This window comes from Nakamurella sp. GG22, from assembly GCF_052976845.2.
Genome location: NZ_JBRIIO020000011.1, coordinates 136,357 through 154,510, shown reverse-complemented (window position 1 = coordinate 154,510; position 18,154 = coordinate 136,357). Strand labels below are relative to the sequence as shown.

The 18,154-nt window shown below is 69.2% G+C and carries 22 protein-coding genes; 7 read left to right on the top strand and 15 right to left on the bottom strand.

Annotated elements, in window-relative coordinates:
- Window positions 1-121 precede the first annotated feature (121 nt).
- The 14 genes from pstB to ACVBEQ_RS13105 form a co-directional block, all read right to left on the bottom strand.
- On the bottom strand, window positions 122-901 hold the full coding sequence (pstB, locus tag ACVBEQ_RS13170; protein ID WP_447153752.1) for a phosphate ABC transporter ATP-binding protein PstB: 780 nt from the start codon (window positions 899-901) through the stop codon (window positions 122-124).
- A gap of 68 nt (window positions 902-969) precedes the next feature.
- A complete protein-coding gene (gene pstA / locus ACVBEQ_RS13165) occupies window positions 970-2,088 on the bottom strand; it encodes a phosphate ABC transporter permease PstA (protein WP_447153751.1) in 1,119 nt (372 codons plus the stop codon).
- Complete coding sequence (gene pstC / locus ACVBEQ_RS13160) at window positions 2,085-3,167, bottom strand: phosphate ABC transporter permease subunit PstC (protein WP_447153791.1); 1,083 nt, start codon at window positions 3,165-3,167, stop codon at window positions 2,085-2,087. The genes pstA and pstC overlap by 4 nt, the downstream gene beginning before the upstream one ends.
- 285 nt (window positions 3,168-3,452) lie before the next feature.
- Complete coding sequence (gene pstS / locus ACVBEQ_RS13155; RefSeq protein ID WP_447153750.1) at window positions 3,453-4,673, bottom strand: phosphate ABC transporter substrate-binding protein PstS; 1,221 nt, start codon at window positions 4,671-4,673, stop codon at window positions 3,453-3,455.
- 201 nt (window positions 4,674-4,874) lie between these two features.
- A complete protein-coding gene (locus ACVBEQ_RS13150) occupies window positions 4,875-5,801 on the bottom strand; it encodes a winged helix-turn-helix transcriptional regulator (protein WP_447153749.1) in 927 nt (308 codons plus the stop codon).
- An 18-nt stretch (window positions 5,802-5,819) separates the two neighbouring features.
- Window positions 5,820-6,047 carry a hypothetical protein gene (locus tag ACVBEQ_RS13145; RefSeq protein WP_447153748.1) on the bottom strand — a complete coding sequence of 76 codons (228 nt, stop codon included), beginning with the start codon at window positions 6,045-6,047 and terminating at the stop codon, window positions 5,820-5,822.
- On the bottom strand, window positions 6,044-7,186 hold the full coding sequence (locus tag ACVBEQ_RS13140) for an inorganic phosphate transporter (RefSeq protein ID WP_447153747.1): 1,143 nt from the start codon (window positions 7,184-7,186) through the stop codon (window positions 6,044-6,046). Before ACVBEQ_RS13140 ends, ACVBEQ_RS13145 begins: the two co-directional genes overlap by 4 nt.
- A gap of 153 nt (window positions 7,187-7,339) precedes the next feature.
- Window positions 7,340-8,284: a universal stress protein gene (locus ACVBEQ_RS13135; RefSeq protein WP_447153746.1), complete on the bottom strand. Its 945-nt coding sequence runs from the start codon at window positions 8,282-8,284 to the stop codon at window positions 7,340-7,342.
- Between the two features lie 192 nt (window positions 8,285-8,476).
- A complete protein-coding gene (locus ACVBEQ_RS13130) occupies window positions 8,477-9,463 on the bottom strand; it encodes a universal stress protein (RefSeq protein ID WP_447153745.1) in 987 nt (328 codons plus the stop codon).
- 147 nt (window positions 9,464-9,610) lie between these two features.
- Entirely contained in the window at window positions 9,611-9,997 is a 387-nt protein-coding gene (crcB, locus tag ACVBEQ_RS13125; RefSeq protein ID WP_447153744.1) for a fluoride efflux transporter CrcB, read from the bottom strand.
- Between the two features lie 8 nt (window positions 9,998-10,005).
- Complete coding sequence (locus tag ACVBEQ_RS13120) at window positions 10,006-10,359, bottom strand: DUF190 domain-containing protein (RefSeq protein ID WP_447153743.1); 354 nt, start codon at window positions 10,357-10,359, stop codon at window positions 10,006-10,008.
- Window positions 10,356-10,796 (bottom strand): fluoride efflux transporter CrcB, encoded by a 441-nt coding sequence (gene crcB, locus ACVBEQ_RS13115; protein WP_447153742.1) that lies wholly within the window; start codon window positions 10,794-10,796, stop codon window positions 10,356-10,358. Before crcB (ACVBEQ_RS13115) ends, ACVBEQ_RS13120 begins: the two co-directional genes overlap by 4 nt.
- 13 nt (window positions 10,797-10,809) lie before the next feature.
- Window positions 10,810-11,802, bottom strand: coding sequence for a mycothiol synthase (mshD, locus tag ACVBEQ_RS13110; protein ID WP_447153741.1), 993 nt, complete (start codon window positions 11,800-11,802; stop codon window positions 10,810-10,812).
- Window positions 11,799-12,497: a winged helix-turn-helix transcriptional regulator gene (locus ACVBEQ_RS13105; protein WP_447153740.1), complete on the bottom strand. Its 699-nt coding sequence runs from the start codon at window positions 12,495-12,497 to the stop codon at window positions 11,799-11,801. Before ACVBEQ_RS13105 ends, mshD begins: the two co-directional genes overlap by 4 nt.
- Window positions 12,498-12,777: 280 nt before the next feature.
- Between ACVBEQ_RS13105 and ACVBEQ_RS13100 the strand changes: the two genes are divergently transcribed.
- The 6 genes from ACVBEQ_RS13100 to ACVBEQ_RS13075 all read left to right on the top strand — a co-directional run bounded on the left by ACVBEQ_RS13100 (window position 12,778) and on the right by ACVBEQ_RS13075 (window position 17,011).
- Window positions 12,778-13,488, top strand: coding sequence for an LmeA family phospholipid-binding protein (locus ACVBEQ_RS13100; protein WP_447153739.1), 711 nt, complete (start codon window positions 12,778-12,780; stop codon window positions 13,486-13,488).
- Between the two features lie 105 nt (window positions 13,489-13,593).
- Window positions 13,594-14,466, top strand: a complete 873-nt coding sequence (locus ACVBEQ_RS13095; RefSeq protein ID WP_447153738.1) for a universal stress protein — start codon at window positions 13,594-13,596, stop codon at window positions 14,464-14,466.
- A 51-nt stretch (window positions 14,467-14,517) separates the two neighbouring features.
- Window positions 14,518-14,691: a putative leader peptide gene (locus tag ACVBEQ_RS13090; RefSeq protein WP_447153737.1), complete on the top strand. Its 174-nt coding sequence runs from the start codon at window positions 14,518-14,520 to the stop codon at window positions 14,689-14,691.
- Between the two features lie 177 nt (window positions 14,692-14,868).
- Complete coding sequence (locus tag ACVBEQ_RS13085; protein ID WP_447153736.1) at window positions 14,869-15,702, top strand: sulfurtransferase; 834 nt, start codon at window positions 14,869-14,871, stop codon at window positions 15,700-15,702.
- A gap of 61 nt (window positions 15,703-15,763) precedes the next feature.
- Complete coding sequence (locus ACVBEQ_RS13080) at window positions 15,764-16,063, top strand: DUF1416 domain-containing protein (protein WP_447153735.1); 300 nt, start codon at window positions 15,764-15,766, stop codon at window positions 16,061-16,063.
- A gap of 330 nt (window positions 16,064-16,393) precedes the next feature.
- Window positions 16,394-17,011 carry a heme-binding beta-barrel domain-containing protein gene (locus ACVBEQ_RS13075; RefSeq protein WP_447153790.1) on the top strand — a complete coding sequence of 206 codons (618 nt, stop codon included), beginning with the start codon at window positions 16,394-16,396 and terminating at the stop codon, window positions 17,009-17,011.
- A 101-nt stretch (window positions 17,012-17,112) separates the two neighbouring features.
- Here the strand turns inward: ACVBEQ_RS13075 and ACVBEQ_RS13070 are convergent, their stop codons facing one another.
- Entirely contained in the window at window positions 17,113-17,406 is a 294-nt protein-coding gene (locus ACVBEQ_RS13070) for a hypothetical protein (RefSeq protein ID WP_447153734.1), read from the bottom strand.
- Between ACVBEQ_RS13070 and ACVBEQ_RS13065 the strand changes: the two genes are divergently transcribed.
- On the top strand, window positions 17,384-18,106 hold the full coding sequence (locus ACVBEQ_RS13065) for an ABC transporter substrate-binding protein (RefSeq protein WP_447153733.1): 723 nt from the start codon (window positions 17,384-17,386) through the stop codon (window positions 18,104-18,106). The genes ACVBEQ_RS13070 and ACVBEQ_RS13065 overlap by 23 nt on opposite strands.
- The last annotated feature ends 48 nt before the right edge of the window (window positions 18,107-18,154 follow it).

Below are 18,154 nucleotides of genomic sequence, written 5' to 3'. Positions count from 1 at the left end.
GACGGCCGGCTCACCCCTCCGGCCCTGGCGCACAGCGTCGCCAGTGGAAACGAACGGAAGGTGAACGGACCATGAACATCAGGCCAACCGGCCGCCGGAAAGAATCGACCGCATGTAGCGGTCAGCCGAACCGCCCTGAAATGTAGTCCTCGGTGGACTTCTGCACCGGATTCGAGAAGATCTTGGCGGTGTCGTCGTACTCGACCAGCCGGCCCGGCTGACCGACGCCGGCCAGGTTGAAAAAGGCTGTGCGGTCGGAGACCCGGGCCGCCTGCTGCATGTTGTGGGTGACGATGACGATCGTGTAGCGCGTCTTGAGCTCGCTGATCAGATCCTCGATGGCCAACGTGGAGATCGGGTCGAGCGCTGAGCACGGCTCGTCCATCAGCAGCACCGACGGTTCGACGGCGATCGCCCGCGCGATGCAGAGCCGCTGCTGCTGGCCGCCGGACAGGCCCGCACCGGGCCGGTTCAGCCGTTGCTTGACCTCTTCCCAGAGGTTCGCCCCGCGCAGCGAACTCTCGACGATGTCGTCGAACTCGCTCTTGTTCTTCCGGGTACCGGCGATCTTGTAGCCGGCGATGACGTTGTCGTAGATGGACATCGTCGGGAACGGATTCGCCTTCTGGAACACCATCCCGACTGTGCGCCGGACGTTGACCGGGTCGACGCCGGGCCCGTACAGGTCCTCGCCGTCCAGCATCACCTTGCCGCTCACCCGGCCGCCCGGGATCACCTCGTGCATGCGATTCAGGATGCGGATGAAGGTGGATTTCCCACAGCCCGACGGCCCGATCAGCGCCGTCACGGACAGCGGCGCGATGTTGATCGAGGCACCTTCGACCGCCAGAAAGTCGCCGTAGAAAACGTTGACGTCCTCGACGTCGATGCGCTTGGCCATGTCTCACATTCCTTGTCGGTGGAGCTTCTCGTTCGTATGTGCTGCGGCGGCTCCCCGCCACAGAAGGGTCATCGGCTCTTGGGTTGCGCGAGTTTGGCCAGCAGCCGGGCGCCGATGTTCAGGATCAGCACCAGCAGGACCAGGGTCAGCGCGGCACCCCAGGCGCGGCCCTCGGTGAACGCGTTCGAGGTGGTGCCCGATCGCTTCCCGAGCTGGTCCCAGACCATCATCGGCAACGTCGCCTGGTCGCCGCCGAACGGATCGAAGTTGATCGAGGCGGTGTATCCGACCAGCAGGATCAGTGGCGCGGTTTCCCCCGCGACCCGGGCGATCGCCAGCAGCGCCGATGTGATCAGCCCGGACATCGCGGTCGGCAGCACGACCTTGATGATCGTGCGCCACTTCGGGACACCGAGTGCGTACGACGCCTCCCGGAGGTCCCGCGGCACCAGCTTGAGCATCTCCTCCGAGGCGCGCACGGACACCGGCACCATCAGGATGGCCAGCGCGATCGCCCCCGCCGCACCGAAGGGGCGCATGCCGAACCCGAGCAGCAGGAACGTGTAGACAAACAACCCGGCGACGATGGACGGCACGCCGGTCATCACGTCGACGAAGAACGTCACCGCCTTGGCGAACTTGCCCCGGCCGTACTCGACCAGATAGATGGCCGTGAAGATGCCGATGGGCAGCGCGATGACGGCCGCGATCCCGACGATCTCGAGGGTTCCGATCAGTGCGTGATACAGCCCGCCACCCTCCTGCCGGCTGGTCACCCCGTTCATCGACCGGAGGAAGAAATTGGCGCTGAGCACCGGGAATCCCTTGACGGCGATGTAACCCAAAATCAGCACCAGCGGGACGATCGCCGCGACGAAGGAGGCATAGACCAGGGTCGAGGCGAAGCGATCCTTCGCCCGGCGCCGCCCTTCCACGGAGAACGACCACCCGGTGAGGGCGATCACGAACAGCACCGCGGAGCTGAAGAACCAGGTGTACCAACCGGTCCAGCCGAGCATGGCCTTGAGACCGAACGCGACCAGCGCGCCGACCGCCCCTGCACCGAGCGGGGCCCATTTCGGCAACCGGGCGCCGACGAGCTCGGACGTCGTCGACGGTTTGCTGGGCGGCGGTGCGACGGCCACCGATCCGGCGCCGGCCGCGGGCGATCGGTGCTGCTCGCTCATAGGGTGAACTCCTTGCGGCGGGCGATGACGACGCGGGCGATCGAGTTGACCACCAGGGTGATGACGAACAGGAACAGCCCGGCGGCGATGAGTGCCGCGATGGCCGTCGGCGAACCGCCGGCCTCACCGAACTTCAGCGCGATGGTCGAGGCGAAGGTGTCGCCGCCCGGCTCGGTGAGGTGCCAGTTGATCCGGAAGCCGGAATTCAGCACCAGGGCGACGGCGATGGTCTCGCCCAGCGCGCGGCCGAGGCCCAACATGGCCGCGGAGATCATTCCCGGCCGGCCGAACGGGAGCACCGCGGTGCGGATCATCTCCCACTTGGTCGCACCGAGCGCCCAGGCCGCGTCGATGGTCTCCCTCGGCACCTGCAGGAAGACCTCGCGGCAGACCGCCGAGACGATCGGGATGATCATGATGGCCAGCACGATGCCGGCGATCAACAGCGACTTGCCGAACTGGCCGACGCTGGTCGCGGTCGAGTTGTCGAAGATCGGGATCCAGCCGAAATAGTCGGACAGCCATTTCTGGAATCCCTGGGTCTGCGGGATCAGGAAGTACAACCCCCACATGCCGAACACCAGGGACGGGACTGCGGCGAGGAGGTCGACCAGACCGCCCAGGGTCGTGGCCAGCCGCCGATTGGCGTAGTGCGAGATGAACAGGGCGATCCCGATGGCGATCGGTACGCCGACGATCATCGCGATGAAGGCGGCCACCACCGTCCCGAAGAACACCGCGGCCATGCCGAAGACCGGCGGGTCACCCTGCGGGTTCCAGGTCTGGGTGGTGAACAGGTTGCCGTTGTTGTCGGTGAACGCCGGGATCGCCTTCCAGATCAGGAAGCCCGCGATCGCCGCCATGACGACGAGGAGCAGCCCGCCCGATCCGGCGGCCAGTCCCTTGAACACCCGGTCGCCCAACCGGACGGAACGTCCGGTGATGCCGGCCTCCGGGCGACCGTCGGGCGTTCTCGACCCGGGCCGGTCGACCCGATCCTCACTGTCCGGGTCACCGGGGCCGACGGGGAGGGCGCCGGGGACCCCGAGCGCCGCCACCTCGAACTGGTCGTCCGTCATCGGGCCGGCACCCGTCGGGTGCGCGTCGTTCCGGTGCGGATCCGCGCGGTGCGCATCTGTCGGGTTGGCCATGTCTCCTCGACCGGTCGTTCGACTGAGGGTGGGCCGCCGATCGTCATGCTGCTCATGGTGACCGATTCGGCGGGTTGTGCAGAAGGGTGAAGCCGAACTCCGCATCTTGACGGCGACCGCCGGTCCGCCCGGCCGGGGAGTGCCCCCGGCCGGGCGGATGGGAAGGCGGCGATTGCCGTCACGACGTGGGCCCGACCTCGATCACGGCTCGGATCAGCTGCTGATCGACTGAGCGGCAGCGATCACCTTGGTCTGGATCTCGGCGGGCAGCGGAGCGGCTCCGAGTTCTTCGAGACTCGCCTGACCGTCGGTGGCGGTGTAGCCGAGGAACGACTTGAGCAGCTCGCCCTTGTCGCCGTTGCCGGCCGAGCAGACGATCTCGTAGGTGACCAGGACGACCGGGTAGACGCCCGGCTCGTCCGTCGCGTAGTCGAGCTTCAACGCGAGGTCCTGACCCGATCCGACGACCTCCGCTGCGGCGACGGCCTTCCCGGCCGACTCGGCGGTCAGCTCGACGGCGCCGCCGCCGTTGTCGATCTTGGCGACGTTCAGCCCGTCGTCGACGGCGAAGCCCCACTCGACGTAACCGATGGAACCGTCGGTGCTGGCCACCTGCTTCGAGACGCCGTCACTGCCCTGGGCGGCGACGCCGCCGGGGGCGGCCCAGGCCTTGGCCGGCTCGAAGGTCCATGCGTCGGCCGCGGCGGCCTTCAGGTACTTGGTGAAGTTCTCCGTCGTGCCGGAGTCCTCGGCGCGGTGGACGGCCTGGATACCGAGCGCGGGAAGGGTCACACCCGGATTGACCGCCGCGATCTCCGGGGCGTTCCACTGGGTGATGGTCCCGGCGAAGATGCCGGCCAGCACGTCCGGGGTCAGCGTCAGGCTGTCGACGCCGGAGATGTTGTAGGCAAGGGCGATCGGACCGGTCACCATTGGAAGGTCCAGCGCGGGGTTGCCCGCGCACCGGCTCTCCTTGGCGGTGGCCGCCTGGTCTTCCTTCAGCACGGAGTCCGACCCCGCGAAGTCGACCTGGTTGCCGATGAAGTCCTGCACACCCTTGCCGGAGCCGCCGCCGCCGTAGGCGTTGAGATTGGCTCCGCACTTGCTGTTGTAGTCGGCGATCCACTGCTCCATGACCTTGCCCTGGGCGGTCGAGCCGGAGGACCGTAGGTCGCCGGTCGCGCAGGCGAATCCGGCGCCTTCGAAGGTGGTGTCCCCGCCGGCGGCCGAACTCGCGGCCGACCCGGCCGATGTCGCGACCGACCCGGCCGACGACGCTGCCGAACCAGCCGCCGACGTCGCTGCGGCGGCAGACGTGCCGGCCGCGGCGGCCGACGATGTGCTGGGCGTGTTGTTGTCGCTGCCACAGGCGCTCAGGGTCAGTGCCCCGGCTGCCAGCAGGGCCATCAGCCCGCCCAATCGCGTGATCTTCACGCAGAAACCTCCATTGACTCGAACCGACTGCTCGGACTCTTCGCCCGTCAGGGCAGGTGGGATCACCGGGTGATGACCGCCAGAACTGGACGCTAGAGGCCCCGCATGGACAGCAGACCCCGCCAAAGTGAACGGAGAATGAACCGGTCGGAGCCGTCCCGCGCCGCATGGTGGTGGCTCTTCGCTCCGTCGACGGGAGACCTATCGCGACTGCGGTTGGACCCGCCGGGCCCGCTGTTCGGTTGGCTTGCCGGCCGGCCGCGCCGCCACCGTCAGCTGGTATCCGAAGCCACGAACGGGTCGGATCCACGACTCACCGGCGCTGCGGTCGAACCGTCGCCGCAGCCGGGCGATGTGCACAGACAGGCTGTTGCTGTGCAGCGTGACCGGCTCTCCCCACACCGCCGACACCAGCTCGTCGCGGGAGATGATCTGGTCGTGCCGTTCCGCGAGATACCGGAGCAGCAGGAACTCCATGGGTGGGATCACGCTCTGCACGCCGTCGATCCAGATCCGCGGCCCCGACCCGTCCACCCGCAGCCGGCCGAGGTCGAGCGCCATCGGCTGAGCCCGGAAGGCCGAGCCGTCCCCGATGGAGGCTTCGACGGCCTGCAGCACGGGAGATGCGGCCAACGGCAGCGGCACCACGGCGGTCGCGCCGGCCGGGATGGCGTCGGTCATCGCCGGCGGAGAACCGGGCACCCCGACGATGACCGGCGTGCGGCAGTCCACCTGGCGCAGGATCCGCAGGAAGTCGATCACCCGCAGGCCTGCGCCGCCGGTACCGACGACGATCACGTCCGGGGCGGCGCGGCCGGCCAGGTAGAGCACCTCGCCAAGGTCACAGCGGTGTTGTATGTCCACGGACTGCCCGACCCAGCCGGCGCGCAGGACCGACGCCTCGTCGTCATCGCACGCCAGCAGAACGAGCAGCCGACCCGCGGCGCGCAGTCCACCTGCCCGCAGCTGCTCCGATCGATGCTGCTCTGATCGCAGCTGCTCTGATCGCATCTGCTCTGATCGCATCTGCTCTGATCGCATCTGACCCGGTGGCGTCTGCTGCGAGCGCAGCCGGCCGCCGACGACACCGATGGATCGGTCGTCGAGGCTGGTGCCGGCTGCGCTCATCAGGGGTTCACCAGGGGCTCAGTGGAACTGCGGGATGATGAGGTAGAGGCCGTAGAGCACCAGGAGGCCGGAGATCCCGACGCAGGCGTACCCGGCGAACCTGGCGGCCGGGCCGACCGTCCTGGTGGTGCTGCCGTTGCCGCCGGTCAGCGTCACGACTCCCAGCGAGAAGACGCCGACGATCGCGATGGCAGCGACGACCGTGGTGATTGCGACCAGCAACAGCGAGTTCCAGTCGATGTTCATGCCGCCACCTTCGTGCGCTCGGGCGTGACCGTGACGTCGGCCGCGTCGTTGACGTTGGAGCTGGAGACCGGTGCGCGCTTCGAGATCGCATAGATGGCAGCAGACCCGGCGATGAGTGCGACGAACACGAGCACGATCCCGACGGTGCCGGTCAGCGCGATGGCCGCTGCCACCCCGCCGACCAGTGCGGCGGCCGGCAGCGTCAGCAACCAGCCGTAGAGAATTCTGCGGGCGGTGGTCCATCGCACCTTCGCGAGCTTCTTCCCGATTCCGGAACCGAGGATCGAGCCGGAACAGACCTGCGTCGTCGAGAGCCCAAATCCCATGTGTGACGACGCGAGAATCGCTGCTGCGGACGTGGTCTCGGCGGCAAATCCCTGCGGCGCGTGCACCTCGACGATGCCCTTGCCCATGGTCCGCATGATCCGCCAGCCGCCCGAATAGGTTCCCAGCCCGATGGCGATCCCGGCTGCGGCGATGACCCACAACTGTGGTCCCGACCCTGACTCCTGATATCCCGCGGTGATCAACACGAGGGTGATGACACCCATCGTCTTCTGGCCGTCCGAGGTTCCGTGTGCCAGCGCCACCATGGACGCTGACACCGTCTGCGCGTGCCGGAACCACCCCGCGGCCGGTTCCCGGTCGGCCTTCCTGATCATCTTGTAGAGGAAGAAGGTGGCCAGGCCCGCGGCGATCGCAGCCACCAGCGGCGCCATCACCGCCGGCAGCAGGATCTTCGACACGACGACGGAGACGTTCACGCCCGACGCACCCGCGCCGATCCAGACGGCACCGATCAACCCGCCGAACAGGGCGTGCGAGGAACTCGACGGCAACCCGAACAACCAGGTGGCGAGGTTCCACAGGATGGCGCCGACCAGCCCTGCGAAGATCATGGTCGGAGTGACAAGGTTGTCGTCGACGATCCCGCCGGAAATCGTCCTGGCCACCTCGGTGGACAGGAATGCGCCGGCCACGTTCAGTATCGCCGCGATCAGCACGGCCCTCTTCGGCGTCAGCGCCCGGGTGGCCACAGAGGTCGCCATGGCATTCGCGCTGTCGTGGAAGCCGTTCGTGAAGTCGAAGAACAGTGCGGTGATGATGACCACCGACACCAGGAAAAGGGTTGTCGACATTGGGAAGTCGCTTCCGTCCGCGGGAGTGGACCCCGGCAGTCGCGCGCGGCCGTCGGTTCCAGGAACGACGGAAAGGTAACGCCGCTAAGTGAACGAAAGGTGAATGCTCCGCATATATCGAGGGCGTCGGTGTGAATGCCGCATCGAATTCGCTCATGTGGTGACAAATGCGAAAATCGGCTCCCCCTGGACCACGGCGACGGGGCACCGCGCCTGCCGAACGAGCGCGAGCCCGGTACTGCCGGCCAGCAGGGTGGTGAGCGATCCGTGCGGACGGCTGCCGACGACCGCCAACTGCGGCCGGCCGTTGGGTGCGTCGGCGAGGTACCGCATCAGGGTGCGAACGGGCCGACCGTGCAGCACCACCGAACGCACTGGCACCGTCGGGTACTTGGCCGCCCACCGCGCCGTGAGTTCCACCAACCGCCGGTGCCGTTCGGCGTCGCCGTCGTCCTCGGCACTCCGGTCCAGCGAGCTCCCCGCGGGCGGCGCCGCGCCGTTCCCGACGTGCACCGCGACCAGCAGTGAGTTGCGGATGGCCGCTTCCTGGAAGGCGAAGGCGATGGCCGGCTCGGTGCGGGCCGAGCCGTCGATGCCGACGACGACCGGACCGTCCGCCGCGGCCCAGGGGGAGGGCTCGTGCGCCTCCGCGCCCGGAGCCGGCACGAACACCACGCGACCACGCGCGAGGGCCGCCAGCTTGGCGCCGACGGAGCCGAATACCGTGTCCGAGATCCTGCCACCGCCGGATGTGCCGACCACGGTGACCGTGGCCCGCCGGGATTCCTTCAGCAGCACCGTCAGGGGGGATCCAACGTGGCTGACGGTCTCCACCTGCAACCCGGGATAGTCCGCGAGCAGCGCCGACCGTGCCGTGCGCAGCAGCGTTCGGGTCCACCGCCGGGTGGCCTCACTGACCCGGGACGCCACCAGTTGCGGCTCGAGATAACCGCCCTCCGGACTCGGCGTCATGACGTGGACCAGACGCAGCGGTACCGCCCGGCGGAGCGCGTCCTCGGCCGCCCACCGTGCGGCTGCCGCGGACGCATCCGATCCGTCGAGACCGGCCACCACGATCTCCGGGTAGGACATTTCCATCCGACGCCTCCTCGTTACCGCAGCGCGGCGAGAAGCCGCGCCACCGCAACGAGCATCTCGATACGGAGTGCCGGGAAGACGAACCGCAGGTGAACAGTCGGCATCGAACGGACAAAAGCCCCACGCGGCTGACCCAGTCGGTCTCGGGGGCGGCGCCGAAGGAGGCGCCGAAGGAGGAGCCGGGGGAGGAGCTCAGACGGAGTCGGACGCAACCTGCGGGCCGCGGACGACCGCGACGGGGCAGTCCGCATGGGCGACCATCGCCATGCTGGTCGACCCGAGCAGCATGCTGGCAAACCCACCGCGGCCGCGGTTTCCGACGATCAGCAGCTGCGGGGCGCCGTCCGGCGCGGCGGCCAGGTAGGACAACAGCGTCGCTGCCGGGCGCCCGCGCAGGACGCGCTGCTCCAGTTGGACGTCGGGATAGCGGCGCACCCAGCGGGCCAGGTGGTCCGCCAGCCGCCGGCATTCCTCTCCGTGCACCACATCGGCGTCGATGGCGAGCGGGTAGTGCCCGAAGGCATGCTCCAGCGGATTGTCGTTCCAGGTGTGGATGGCAACTAGTGGCGTCGACCGGATCCGCGCCTCGAGGAAGGCGAAGGACACCGCCGCGTCGGCCTCCGGGGAGCCGTCGATGCCGACGACGACCGGCCCGGTGGTCGCCGGGTGGGGCCGGACCGTCGGGTCCGGCGGCTCATCGGAGTCCGATCGCCGTGACTTCTGCCCGCCGGGCGCCGGTGGGTGCACGATCACCACACAGCCGTGCCCGTGCGACGCCAGTCGGGACGCGACGGAACCGAAGATCGCGTCGGCCAGCCTGCCGCCGCCGTGCGAGCCGACCACCGTGAGGATGGCGCCCTCCGACTCGCCCACCAGGACCGCCCACGGGGTGCCGTCATGCGCGGCCGTCTGGACGACCAGCTCCGGGTGCTCATCGGTCAGTTCGGAGGCCGTCGCCGAGAGCATGTGCCGAGCCCACTTGCGCATCTTCTCGGTGACCGGCGGCTGGACCAGGACGGGAGCGGGGTAGCTCGCCGGCTCAGGGTGCGCCAGCGCGTGAACCAGGCGCAGCGGCACCCCCCGCCGGACCGCGTCGGTGGCAGCCCAGTGCGCCGCGTACCGCGCGGCTCTGGAACCGTCCACCCCGGCGATCACCACGCCCGTGTTCGCAGCCGTCATCAGGTGCCTCCTCGACCGTGCACCGACCCGGAAGCGGTTCAGGACCCGACTTCACCAACGGTGATCGATCACAGCCTTCAGCATGGGACGCCGATTCGCCCCATCTGCGGCGGTTCGGCCGCTCACCGGCAGATCGGCGGTCGGCTCTCAGCTCGTCAGCGCCGCCGTGACGAGGTAACCGGCGGTCACCGCCACCAGGCCGGCCAGCACCGTGCCGAGCACATTGGCCGCCGCATAGAGCAGCGCGCGTTGTTCGATGAGCGACGCGGTCTCGTAGGACAGCGTCGAGTAGGTGGTCAGAGCGCCGCAGAAGCCCACCCCGAGCAGCAGTCCCAGCTCGGACGACGACGCGCCGACGAGCGCCGCCCCGGCGAGCAGGCCGAGCACCAGCGACCCGACGACGTTGACCGTGAAGGTCCCCCAGGGGAAGAGCGAGTCGTGCCGGCGCTGCACCATCCGGTCGGTCAGGTACCGCAGAGGCGCCCCCACCGCGCCGCCCACTGCCACCAGGACGTACTCGACGGCCACCGTCATCTCTCCGCTCAGTGCTCGCGACCGACGTACCGCAGCACCGTGACGTCGTCCAGGATCACCAGGCCCTCGGTGATCAGCTCGTCGAGCTGCGGCAGGAAGGAGCGGACCTTGTCGGCGGCGTCGACGATGATCACCGCCACCGGCATGTCGTCGGACATGCTGAGCAGTCGCGAGGTATGCACCACCGACGACGCACCGAACCCCTCGATGCCGCGGAACACGCTCGCACCGGCCAGACCCGCGACGTGCGCCCGGTGCACGATCTCCGAGCAGAGCGGCCGGTGGTGCCACCGGTCCGAGTCGCCGATGAAGATCGTCAGCCGGAGCGCGGCGGCCGGCGCATCGGTCGTTGCGTGGTTCATGGCGACCTCCTGGAGGAGAGCAGCACGCGGGCGCCGACCATGCCGAGCGCGACCGCGAGCAGGGCGCCGACGGCCGTCAGGAGCAGGTAGAGCAACGCCTCGGCCGGGTGGCCGAGCCTGATCAGGTTGACGATATCCAGGCTGTAGGTCGAGAACGTGGTGAAGCCGCCGAGCACCCCGGTGCCGAAGAACGGCCGGAGCAGCCGATGCGCCGTCCAGACCTCGGTGATCACCACCAGGAACACTCCGATGACGAGGCAGCCCAGCAGGTTGATCGTCAGCGTGGTGGCCGGGAAGCTGCCCGGTGCGGTCGGCCAGATCAGGCCCGCTTCATAGCGCAGCAGGGCGCCCATCGCACCGCCGAAGGCGACCGCGCCGAGCACCGGTAGCTCCTGCCGCGCGCGGCGCCTGCGCCCGGTGGCGGCGGCGGCGTTCATCAGGCTTGGCGGGTCATCGCGCAGGCGCCGGCGGCCGGGCGTAGACGGTGTTCGTGACGTGGATACGGAAGCCGAACCGCTCGTACAGCCGCAGCGCCCGGTCGTTGTCCCCCTCGACGTACAGCATCACCGTGCGGACCCCGCGAGCATGCAGGTAGTCGAGACCTGCTGTGGTGAGCGGGGTTCCGAGCCCACGGATGCCCGCGGCGGGATCGACCCCGATGACGTACACCTCACCGAGCGGGGTCGACGGACCACCGGGTCCGGGCGTGGGGTCGTCCTGATGGATCTTGGTCCAGTGGAAGCCGAGCACCCGGTCCGGGTCGTCCTGCGCGACGGCAAGGAAGAAACCCTCGGAATCGAACCAGCTCTGGGCCATCTCGGCCCGCAGGCCGGCGAGGTCCAGCCGGCCCTGCTCCGGATGCCATTCGAACGCCCTGGCGTTCACCGCCAGGAACGACTGCTCGTCCCGGCCCGGGACGAAGGTCCGCAACCGCACACCCGCCGGCAGTTCCGCATCCTGCGGGGTGTCCTGCGGGTCGTTCCCGGCGCCGGTGGAGTCGTCGAGCCGCATCTGCAGCAACACCCGCACCCGGGCCAGGCCGAGTCGCCGGGCGATCGCGCCGGCGGCCGGCAGGTCGCCATACGCCCAGACGGCACCCTGCCTGTCCAACGCCGCCCGCACCAGCTCGGTGCCGTGACCACGACCACGCACCGCCGGATCCACCACCACCTCCGCCGGATCGCGCGCAACCGCCACCGCGACGCCGGCCAGCTCCGATCCCGCCGGTCCACCGTCCGGCTCAGATCCCGCCGGTCCACCGTCCGGCGCGTCCCGCAGGGGCAACCAGTCCGCCGACCCGGCGGCAACGGCATCCAGCACATGCCCGGACACCGCGGCGACGCCGTCGACCGCCAGCGCGCGGGCGACCAGGTCGCGGATTCCGGGCGCCAGGTCCGTCCCCCGCCCCCATGACGCCGGGACGGGCCGGACAGGCGGCGTCACGCCGGGGTGCCGGCAGACTCGTCCCGGAGCACCGTCCGGGACGGCGGGACCATCTTGTAGCCGACATTGCGAACGGTGCCGATCAACGCCTCGTGCTCGGCCCCGAGCTTGGCCCGCAGCCGACGGACATGGACGTCGACAGTTCTTGTGCCGCCGAAGAAGTCGTAACCCCACACCTCGGTGACGAGCTGCTCGCGGGTGAACACCCGGCCGGGGTGCTGTGCCAGGAACTTCAGCAGCTCGAATTCCTTGTAGGTCAGCTCGAGCGGGCGTCCGCGCAGCCGCGCCGTGTAGGTGTCCTCCTCGATCGTCAGGTCACCCAGGCTGATCATCCCGGAGTTCGCCGAACTCGTCGTCCGGGCGGCCAGCAGCCGCAGCCGGGCGTGCACCTCCGCCGGTCCCGCGGACGAGAGCACCACGTCCGAGACGCCCCACTCCGGACCGATGGCGACCATCCCACCCTCGGTGACGATCGCCAGGATCGAGACGGCCAGACCGTCGGCTCCGAGCAGCCGGCACAGGGTGCGGGCGGCGGCAAGATCGTGCCTTGCGTCCAGCAGCAGGAGGTCGTAGGGACCCGAGGTCACCAGTGACGCCGCCTCCGGAGGTGCCGACCGGATCCTCACGGGCAGCAGATCGACAGCGGGCAGCACCGACGCCGGCGTCGGGTCGGTGGTCAGCAGCAGGAGTTCCATGTGTCTCCTCACTCATCCGCGCGGGTCACCGACGAGCGAAGTCTAACGTCGGCAGAGCGGCGATCATGCTGCGTGCGGGAGCCAGGGGGTTCTGGCTACCGGTCTCTCCAAACCCGTTCTTCTTGCTGAACCAGAGTCGGAATTATCATGTGCGTGTGACGACGTTGTAACGCCGCCTCTGTTGCCTGCGGCCACTGCGCCTGATGTCACAGTCAATCTACGAGCCTGGCGACAACGTTGGCGGAACGGCGTGTCGACAGCGCCCTGCCACACTGGCCCGGTGCGCAAGCTGCTGATCGGCCTGGTCATCCTGGCGGCCCTGCTGGTCGCGGCGGACTTCGGCGCCCGCGCCTACGCCGAGTCGCGCGCGGCGACGGCGGTGCAGGCCGAATTGCGAATGGCCACCACACCCGATGTCTCCATCGAGGGATTTCCTTTTCTCTGGCATGCCGCCACAGGTGAATTCCCGCAGGTTATCGTCACGGCCTCGCGGGTGGACAACACCGTGCTTCCCGGGACCAGGGCCGTCGCGAGCCTCGCCCGGGTGGCAGTCCCGCCGGGGGACCTGATCAATCAGGACACGTCCGGATTGACGGCGCAGTCGACCCGGCTGCAGGCGCTCATCCCCCTGAGCTCGCTGGCCGCGGCGCTGGGACAACCCGGCCTGACGCTGTCCGCGGCCGCCGACGGATCGCTCGCGGTGGCGGCGACGGTCCCCCTTCTCGGCCGGCAGGTACCGCTCACCGGAACGGCCCTGGTCACCGTCACGGACGACACGCTGACCATCTCGATCCGATCCCTGACGGCCGCGGGGCTGGACGTCACGCCCGCCCTCACCGCGGCCGCCGACGCCTTCGCGGGCGGGCTGAGCAGGTCCTTCCCGTTGACCGGCCTGCCGGTGCGGATCACGACGGCCGACGTCACCGTCGAGGGATCTGACGTGGTCCTCACCGCCACCACCGGCCCTGTCGCGCTCGCCGACCTGCAATGACAGACGAATAGCACCCAATAGCACCGTGTCACCGGTTGCCAATCGCTAGTACCGTCAATTCACCGCTGTAGTTGCCCTGTCGGACCGACCGAGGACGGGTAAGCGATGTTCGACACCGTTGCCGTGGGGGTTGACGGCTCCGAGGCGAGCCTGCAGGCCCTGCGCTGGGCGCTCGACGCCGCCACCCTGCATGGCGCCACCGTGACCGCGGTGATCGCCACCCCGATCGCCAACAAGGCGGGCGTGACGACAGCCGCCTCCCGGCTGTCCCTCACCATGACGAACGAGTACGTGCAGGACGTCCGGGAGGCGATCCGCCGATTTGCTCCGCAGGCGGATCTCGAGGTGATGGTGATCGAGGGCAACGCCACCCAGGTGTTGTTGAACATCTCCGATCGGGTCGACCTGCTGGTGGTGGCGGGCCAGGGTTACGGCGGCTGGCGCAAGACGATGAACCCGTCGCTGTCCGGCCAACTGGCGGTGCGGACGAGGGCAGCGCTGTGCGTCGTCCGATCCGTGCCCGAGCCGCCCCACGGGCGGGTCGTCGTCGGGTATGACGGTGCGTCCAGCGACGCCGCGGTCCGGTTCGCCGCCGACGAGGCCGCGCTGCGAGCCGCGAAGCTGCTGCTGGTGACCACCTGGCGCTATCCCAGGGACACCCGGGCGACGTCACTGGAGGCCGCAGGCCTGCTCGAGGACGGCGCCGCGGCGGGTCAGGCGCAGATGGTGGAGGAACTGCGCGGCTCGCACACGGCGGTCGTCGTCGAGACCACGGTGCAACTCGGGAACACCGTCGAGGTGCTCGCCGAACTGGCCGACGCGGCCGACATGGTCATCGTGGGCTCGCGCGGGAACACCGGCGCCCTGCACGGCGGACTGCGGCACACCGGCCTGGGCCGACTGGTGATCGGGTCCGTCGCCATCGGCCTGCTGCGCCGGCCCACCTGCCCGCTGGTCGTCGTGCCGCACGGCTGCTGACCGCGCCCATCTCTCGCGGGGCGGCTCTGTGATCCGGCACCGAGCCGCCCGATGACCACGTCAGGTAGCCATCCGACGTCCCTCCGTCGCTGGTCAGAAGGGGTGGACGGGTCCTGCTACCGTTGTCGCATGGGCCCGATGCTGACCAGTCGGCGCGCCGTCGACCTCGTCCGTGTCGGTAGCGCGCTCTGTTGCGTCACTCCTGGGTGCCCTTTCGCCTGCTGACCTGACGGTCACAGCTGCACCCCTCTCGCCCGATCCGCCTTCCCGCCGCGCGCGGGTCGTGCCGGTCCGGCCCAGGGCTTCGACCCTGTTCCCCCCAGAAGCAGATCCGGACCTGTCCGGACATCCTCTCCCCGTCGCCGCCAGGGCGCTCAGGTCAACACCCGCTAGGAGCACAGCATGAGCCGCGAGGATTCCCTCGTCACCACCGAATGGGCAGAGCAGAATCTGTCCACCCCCGGCCTCGTCTTCGTCGAGGTCGACGAGGACACGGCCGCCTACGACACGGGACACATCCCGGGTGCCGTGAAGATCAACTGGAAGACCGAATTGCAGGACCCCGTCCGCCGCGACTTCGTCGACAAGGCCGGCTTCGAGAAGCTGCTGTCCGCAAAGGGAATCGGCAACGACGACACCGTCGTGCTGTACGGCGGCAACAACAACTGGTTCGCCGCCTACGCCTACTGGTACTTCAAGCTGTACGGCCACCAGGACGTCAAGCTGATCGACGGCGGGCGGAAGAAGTGGGAGCTGGACGGCCGCGCGCTGGTCACCGAGGTTCCCGACCGGGTCGAGACCAGCTACACCGCACAGGACCAGGACCTCTCGATCCGCGCCCTGCGCGACGAGGTGGTCGCGGCGATCGGTACCCAGAACCTGGTCGACGTCCGCTCCCCCGACGAGTTCTCCGGCAAGCTCTTCGCGCCGGCGCACCTTCCGCAGGAGGCCGCGCAGCGCGCCGGCCACATCCCGACCGCGCTGAACGTGCCGTGGTCGAAGGCCGCGAACGAGGACGGCACCTTCAAGTCCGACGCCGAACTGACCGAGCTGTACGCCTCCGTCGGACTGCAGGACGACAAGGACACCATCGCCTACTGCCGGATCGGCGAGCGCTCGAGCCACACCTGGTTCGTGCTGACCGAGATCCTGGGCAAGAAGAACGTCAAGAACTACGACGGCTCCTGGACGGAATACGGCTCGCTGGTGGGCGTTCCGGTCGAGGTCGGCGCCTGAGCCGGCCGGCTCACCCACATTCCGGTCACCGACCGCCACGCGCGTCTCGAAAGGAACAGATATGTCTTGTGCAGCACCAGAACAGACCTCGGCACTGCCGGCCGGCACCGACGTCGGCCACCAGTCGGTCGTCCAGGGCCGGGTGCTCAACGGCTCGGATCCGGTCGGCGGCGCCTTCGTCCGGTTGCTGGATTCGACCGGCGAGTTCACCGCTGAGGTCGTGACCTCCGACGGCGGAGACTTCCGCTTCTACGCCGCACCGGGCTCCTGGACCGTCCGTGCCCTTTCGCGCGCCGGGAACGGTCAGGCGAGCGGCGATGTCCGGCAGGGCGTCAACCAGCTCGACATCGTGCTGGCCTGACACCCCCCAAGCTGCGGCCGGCTCCCCTCGGGGCCGGCCGCTGCCATGCCCGGACCTGCCGCGGGCCGGCGACCGGCGCATGTGACGTGCTCCCCACCACGGGTCGCGCGACGGTTGCCCACGCTAGGCTTGGAGCGTGGAGATCTTCTATACCGGACTGCTCATCCTGGTGGCGCTGCTGGTCACCTGGTTCGCGTTCTATGTCGTCTACCGGCTGGTGCACGAGGACAAGTGAGCGACCAGCCCGATCCCGCGCGGCACACCGGCCCGACGGCCGACGAGATCGCCGGCCTGGTCAGCGCCGAGCGCACCGCCGGTGAGTACGTCCCGGTGCCGACCAGTGGCACCGAAGCGGTCGCTGCCGCGGAACTGCGCGCCGAAGCCACCCGTGGCCTGGACATCGGCGACGTCGAGGCGCCGCCCATTCCGGCGGACACGGCCAACGTTCGCGCCCGTCCCGGCCTGCATCCCGACTGCCTCTCGCTGCTGCCGCTCGTCGGCGTCTGGCGCGGCACCGGGCGGTTCGGGAACGACCCCGGCGCCAAGGACCCGCAGTTCGGCCAGCAGATCACCATCTCGCACGACGGCCGGCCCTTCCTCCGGTACGAATCGATCAGCTGGTTACTGGACCCCGACGGGACGGTTGTCGGCCCGGCGAGCCGCGAACTCGGCTTCTGGCGACCACAACCCGACGGCTCGATCGAATTCCTCGTCGCACACTCCGAGGGCCGCATCGAAGTCTTCTACGGCCAGCCGAGATCGGTTGCCAGCTGGGCACTGTCGACCGACGTCGGCTGGCGGACACCCACCGCGCCACCGGTCGTCGGAACCACCCGGTTGTACGGCATCACCCCGGACGGCAGGCTCGCCTACGTCGAGGAACGGGCGCATTCGGATGTCGAACTGGCCCCTCACGCCTCTGCGGCGTTGGACCGCGTCGCCGGCTGAGCACCGTCGCTGCGGTGATCGGACGTTCCCGACGTTTCGTATGCTGGACGGATCAACTACCCCTCACCATCCCCGCCGGGAGCTGTTGTGAAGCCTGCCCCTCACCGCCGTCTGCTGATCGCCGCCGGATCGTCGCTGCTCGTCCTGCTGGCGGCGTGCGGTTCCTCCACTGACACTGCCTCGACCAGCACCGCCAGCAGCACCGCCAGCAGCAGCGCCGCGTCGACCAGCTCCCCCGCCAGCAGCGCCGCCTCCAGCAGCGCAGCGACGACGTCCGCAGCGGCTGGTTCCTCGGCGGCGTCGAGCGAGGCCGGCGGGTCCAGCGGGTCGTCCGCCCCGCTCGCCTGCGCGGACCCGGCGACGCTGGACACCGTGGCCGACAACACGCTGACCATCGCGACCAGCGAACCCGCCTTCGAGCCGTGGATGGTGGACAACGACCCGACCAACGGCAAGGGTTTCGAGTCCGCGGTGGCCTACGCCGTGGCCGAGCGGCTCGGGTACGAGCCGGCGCAGGTGACGTGGACCAGGGTCGGGTTCGACGAGGCGATCGCCAAGCCCAGCGGGTTCGACTTCGACATCAACCAGTTCACCATCACCGACGACCGCAAGAAGGTCGTCGACTTCTCCTCCGGCTACTACACGCTGGCGCAGACGGTGATCACCGTCGGCGGGTCGCCGATCGAGAACGCCACCTCGGTCGCCGAACTGAAGGACGCCAAGCTCGGCGCCATGAACGGCACCACCAGCCTGCAGGCCATCGACGACGTCATCGCGCCGTCCACGCCCCCGCAGGTGTTCGAGGACAACTCACTCGGCGCGCAGGCATTGCAGAACGGCCAGATCGACGGCCTGGTGGTCGACCTGCCCACCGCGTTCTACATGACCGGCGCGCAACTGACCGACGGAAAGGTGGTCGGCCAGCTCGCCCAGACCGGGCCGGATGCCGAGCAGCTCGGCCTCCTGCTGGCCAAGGATTCACCGCTGACGGACTGCGTCACACAGGCCGTCGACTCGCTGCGCGAGGACGGGACCCTCGACGAGCTGACGACGGAATGGCTCAGCAGCGACAACACCGCGCCTGTCCTGAGCTGACCTGCCTGAGCTGACCTGCCAACCCGAAGCCTGACCTCCACGAAACGA